We start from the raw sequence: 3,611 nt of genomic DNA, 5'->3' as shown, positions 1-3,611 counted from the left end.
CGGAAAAGGCGGAGCTGGTCTCCACCGTGATCCTGCCCTACCCGGTGGAAGACCGGCTCGGGGACTGGCTGAACGCCTGGGCGCCTACCTGCGCCAGATGCGCGAAACCCGCCAGGGCCGCTGGCAGGGCTCGCTGGACGTGCCCGCGCACTCCGTCGTGCTGTGCGCCGCCCTCGCGGCGGAACGGGACGAACTGCTCGCCGAACTGCTCGTGTCGGCGCTGCGGGACGCGAACATCGATGCGCGCAGCAGCCTGCTCGGCACGGCCGACCGGCCCGGTCCGGAAAAGGCGGAGCTGGTCTCCACCGTGATCCTGCCCTACCCGGTGGAAGACCGGCTCGGGGACTGGCTGAACGCCGTCACGGAGTTGCGCGCCCATCTGCCGGATGCGCTGCTCGCCACCGTCAAGCTGCCGTTCGACCAGTCGCCCGTGCCGCAGCCGACGGTCGAGGAGCATGTCGACATCGTGTTGCGCTCGTTCGAGGAAGCGCTGGCGTTCGTGGCGCCGGAACGGGCGCCGCGGGGCTGAGTTGCATTCGCGTCACGTCTTATCTGGCTGGTCACGATTTCCCAGCCGTGTAGTTGCTTTATCGATATAATGTTGCCGTACATCACATATTTACGGTCATGGCGGCAACCACTCTTCCTGAAGCGAACAGGACATCCGACCAGGCGCCGCGGCGCGGTCAGTCCGGGCATTACGAACTGCGCGCCCGCCTCGGAGAAGGCGGCTTCGGCGAGGTCCACGAAGCCTGGGACACGCGCCTGCACCGCAGCGTCGCTATCAAGGCCATCCGCCATGGCGGCACGGCGGGCACGGACCTCGTGCGCGAAGCGCGCCTGGCCGCTTCGCTGCGTCATCCCGCGTTCGTCAAGGTTCATGCGGTCGAAGAGGATGCCGCAGGCCAGTTCATCGTCATGGAACTGGTGCATGGCCGCACGCTGAAAGAGATCCTGCAGTCGGAAACAGTCGCGCTGCCGCTCGCACTCGACTGGGTCGGCCAGGTGGCGGAAGCCATGCGCGATGCCCACGCATCCGGTCTCGTGCATGGCGACATCAAGCCGTCGAACCTGATGGTCGACGAGAACGGACGCGTGCGCATCCTCGACTTCGGCCTCGCGTTGCGCCAGGACGCGCTGGCCACCGAGACCGTCTCGCTGGGCGAGGTCGCAGCGACAGGCCAGACCGATCCGCAGGGTACGATCGCCTACATGGCGCCCGAGCGCCTGCAGGGCGCGACGCCGGACCCGGGCGCGGACGTGTACGCGCTCGGCGTGATCCTGTACGAACTCACGTGCGGCAAGCGACCGTTCTCCACATTGCACGGCCTCGCGCTGGCCGCCGCCCTCGTACAGACGTCGTCAGACGGGTGGGATTATCCGGACAGTCTCGACACGCGGGTCATCGCCCTCATACGAGCGATGACGGCGCGGCAGCCCGAACAGCGCATCGAGAGTATGGACGAAGTCGCGCGCCGCTTTGCCGAGCTGAGCGGTGACCAGCCGACTGGATCGACAAACACGGCCTCGCATGAGTGGCGTGCCATGTCGCGAAGGACGAAGTTGGTGTGCGCCGCATCGTTGACGGCCGCCGTACTTGGCACGGCATGGTGGCAAGGTGTGCCCTACCTGCGCACGCTTCGGCCATCGGTCCAGGAGGTCCTGGTTCCTTATTCCGAAGCCGCCAGCATGGAAAAAGGGTTGGCCGCGCTCAAATTGTTCGACAGGCCCGGTAGTCTCGAAGATGCGCAGCTGGATTTCGAGCGAATCCTCGCACGCACGCCCGAGAACGCGGCTGCCGTAGCCGGTATCTCGCTCGTCTATAACATGCGCTACGGAAACGACAGCCAGGACGAGACCTGGCTTCAAAAAGCGGTGGCCAGCGCGCAACAGGCGCTCAAACTCAACGACCAGTTAGCACTCAGCCATGTCGCAAACGGAGCAGCACAGGAAAGCCGGGGACGCTTCGACGATGCGCTGGCCGCTTTCGAGCGCGCGCTTCATCTCGACCCGACCAATTACTACGCCTGGTACTTCAAGGTCGAAACGTTGCGGCGTGCTCGGCGTTACCCGGAGGCGCGCGCGCTACTCGCCGAGGCAACCCGGCGCTTCCCAAGCGAGCGCGTATTCTTCGACGAGCTGGGCAGTGTGGAGTACGAACAAGCGAACTACTCGGCGGCCGAACAAGCTTTTCGTCACAGCATTGCACTTGAACCGGACGCAGTGCAGGCATACGCCAACTTGACCGCGACTTTGATGCGCCAGGACCGTGCGGACGAAGCGGCAAGGATCCTGCAGCGTGGCCTCCAGGTACGGCCAAGTGCAAAGCTGTACGGCAATCTCGGCAATATATTGTTCCTGCGAGGCGACTACGTTGGTGCCGTCGACGCGTTTGAAAACGCAGTCTCCCCTACACGCGGCGCGCCGGGTTCCTACATCAATTGGGCGAATCTGGGCGATACGTTGCTATGGATTCCGGGTCGTGAAGAAGAAGCGCGTCAGGCGTACGACAGGGCACGCCGCCTGCTTGCACCCAAGCTCGAACGGGCACCGAACGACGTCGTGGTTGTCTCGCGCATGGGCCTGTATTCAGCACGCGCAGGCGACAAGACTCAAGCGTTGGCATTGATGTCGCGCGCGGTCACGCTCGCTCCCGACAGCGCAGACGTCCAGTTCCGCGCGGGATTAGCCTACGAACTCCTGGGCCTGCGCGCCCTTGCCCTCGGCGCAATCGCCAATGCCGTACGGCTCGGCTATCCACTCAAGTACATCGAAGCGGAACCCGACTTGGTCTCACTTCGCCGCGACCCGGGGTATCACCCCGAATGATCCGCCCCGTTTAATCCCTCCGCCCGCAAACCGAAAGGAGCATCATGCCGCAAACTTATCAACTCACCATCAGCTACGTTCAAGATCAGCCCCTCGCCACCTGGAGCCTGAACGGCGTACAGCGTGAAGACGGGGACGTGTTCGAGGCGCAGCCGGGCGACAAAGTCGCGTTCCAGTTCGACGGTCCCGGCGACGTCGCGGAATGCGTCCTGATCAGCGGCCAGATGCAAAACGGCTGCCGCGGCTCCTCGCCGTTCTCAGAAGGCAATCGCATCAACCTCAAAGCGCATTCCACGCTGACAGTCGGTGCCAACATGGGCCTGTGGGGATTTTCGGTATCGTTCTCCGCGCACAACGGCAACGGCACGACCTCGTTCTATTACCTGCCGGATCCGGAGATGCAAGTCGGCTCGCGCGACTGCGAGTAATCAGGCACTCTCCCGCAACCGCCGCACTTCCCGTCGCAACGACTCCGTCGGCGTCCTGAGCAATTCCGCGCAGCGCCCGACGTCGCCCGCGCACGCGGCCAGTGCGCGTTCGATCTCATCGGCGGGAATCCGCTCCGCCCAGCGGATCTCGCGGTGGGCATCGAGCAGCTTGTACATCGTCGGCCGCGAGATGCCCAGGTCGCGCGCCGCGGCCTGGATGTTCCACTCGTTCGCCGCCATCGCCCGCAACACTTCGGCCTCCGTGATGTCCGACGGCTTGCGGCGCGCGACCTGGGCATCTCGCGGCCGACGATGTACAAGCTGCTCGATGCCCACCGCGAGATCCGCTGGGCG

The 3,611-nt window shown here is 64.8% G+C and carries 3 protein-coding genes and 1 pseudogene; 3 read left to right on the top strand and 1 reads right to left on the bottom strand.

Annotated features, from left to right (window positions below; all coding sequences use genetic code 11):
* The 3 genes and pseudogenes from ACEN88_RS26745 to ACEN88_RS26735 form a co-directional block, all read left to right on the top strand.
* Positions 1-529 (top strand): annotated as a pseudogene (locus tag ACEN88_RS26745) (AI-2E family transporter); the annotation flags it as partial.
* 98 nt (positions 530-627) lie between these two features.
* Positions 628-2,829 carry a protein kinase domain-containing protein gene (locus ACEN88_RS26740; RefSeq protein ID WP_413344543.1) on the top strand — a complete coding sequence of 734 codons (2,202 nt, stop codon included), beginning with the start codon at positions 628-630 and terminating at the stop codon, positions 2,827-2,829.
* Between the two features lie 44 nt (positions 2,830-2,873).
* Complete coding sequence (locus ACEN88_RS26735) at positions 2,874-3,257, top strand: hypothetical protein (protein WP_413344542.1); 384 nt, start codon at positions 2,874-2,876, stop codon at positions 3,255-3,257.
* Here the strand turns inward: ACEN88_RS26735 and ACEN88_RS26730 are convergent.
* Positions 3,258-3,611: helix-turn-helix domain-containing protein (locus tag ACEN88_RS26730; protein WP_413344540.1), on the bottom strand; the 354-nt coding region annotated here is incomplete at its 5' end.

The organism is Massilia sp. CT11-108 (assembly GCF_047302915.1).
GTDB classification, from domain to species: Bacteria; Pseudomonadota; Gammaproteobacteria; order Burkholderiales; family Burkholderiaceae_D; genus Telluria; species Telluria orientalis.
Note: the sequence above shows the minus strand (reverse complement) of the source record. Positions and strands in the feature narration are given on the sequence as shown.

What these genes read in the sequence shown, in the direction of transcription:
- ACEN88_RS26740 (WP_413344543.1), top strand. Translation starts at nt 628, where the DNA reads ATGGCGGCAACCACTCTTCCTGAAGCGAACAGGACATCCGACCAGGCG.
- ACEN88_RS26735 (WP_413344542.1), top strand. Translation starts at nt 2,874, where the DNA reads ATGCCGCAAACTTATCAACTCACCATCAGCTACGTTCAAGATCAGCCC.